Consider the following 1,068-nt stretch of genomic DNA (forward strand, 5'->3'; position numbering starts at 1 on the left):
CGTTTAACTGCCGTTGTGATAGAATCGCCGCGCAAATTCCTCTTCCCTATTGCTTACTTGGAGACATCATGAAACGCGATTTAGCAATGGCATTTTCTCGTGTAACTGAAGGTGCTGCACTCGCTGGTTACAAATGGCTTGGCCGTGGCGATAAAAACGCAGCCGATGGCGCTGCTGTTGAAGTTATGCGCACTCTACTGAACAAAACAGACATCAGTGGTGAAATTGTCATTGGTGAAGGTGAAATCGATGATGCTCCAATGCTATACATCGGTGAGAAAGTTGGTCTAGGTGGCGATGAAGTGGATATCGCTGTTGACCCTATTGAAGGCACACGCATGACCGCAATGGGTCAATCGAACGCATTGGCAGTGCTTGCCGCGGGTGAAAAAGGCAGCTTTTTAAAAGCACCTGACATGTACATGGAAAAACTGGTTGTTGGCCCAGGTGCGAAAGGCGTGATCGAACTAGAAAAGCCGTTGAAAGAAAACCTAGAAAACGTTGCTAGCGCGCTGAATAAAACGCTGGACACTCTGGTTGTCATCACTCTAGCAAAACCTCGCCACGATGATGTGATAGCTGAAATGCAAGCGATGGGTGTGCGTGTCTTCGCGGTGCCAGATGGCGACGTTGCTGCTTCTATCCTAACGTGTATGCCAGATAGTGAAGTGGACCTCATGTACTGCATTGGTGGTGCACCAGAGGGTGTGGTATCCGCAGCGGTGATTCGCGCACTTGATGGTGACATGCATGGCCGCCTTCTGCCTCGCCACGAAGTGAAAGGCGACACAGAAGAAAACCGTATTTACGGCGCAGCTGAACTACAACGTTGTGAAGAAATGGGCGTAAAAGCCAACGTCGTCCTAAAAATGGAAGACATGGCGCGCAGCGACAACGTCGTCTTCTCAGCAACAGGCATTACAAAAGGTGACTTGCTAGAGGGAATTTCTCGCCAAGGTAATATTGCGACAACAGAGACGCTACTCGTGCGAGGCCGTTGCCGTACCATTCGCCGTATCAAGTCGACCCATTACTTAGAGCGTAAAGATCCAGAAGTTCGCGATATCA

At 49.6% G+C, this 1,068-nt stretch carries 1 protein-coding gene; it reads left to right on the forward strand.

The features are described 5' to 3' along the window. Window positions 1–68: 68 nt before the first annotated feature. On the forward strand, window positions 69–1,068 hold a 1,000-nt coding region (gene glpX, locus R7P69_RS25170), incomplete at its 3' end, for a class II fructose-bisphosphatase (RefSeq protein WP_318121824.1).

The sequence above is a fragment of the Vibrio sp. 661 genome, assembly GCF_033339315.1.
Lineage (GTDB): Bacteria > Pseudomonadota > Gammaproteobacteria > Enterobacterales > Vibrionaceae > Vibrio > Vibrio alginolyticus.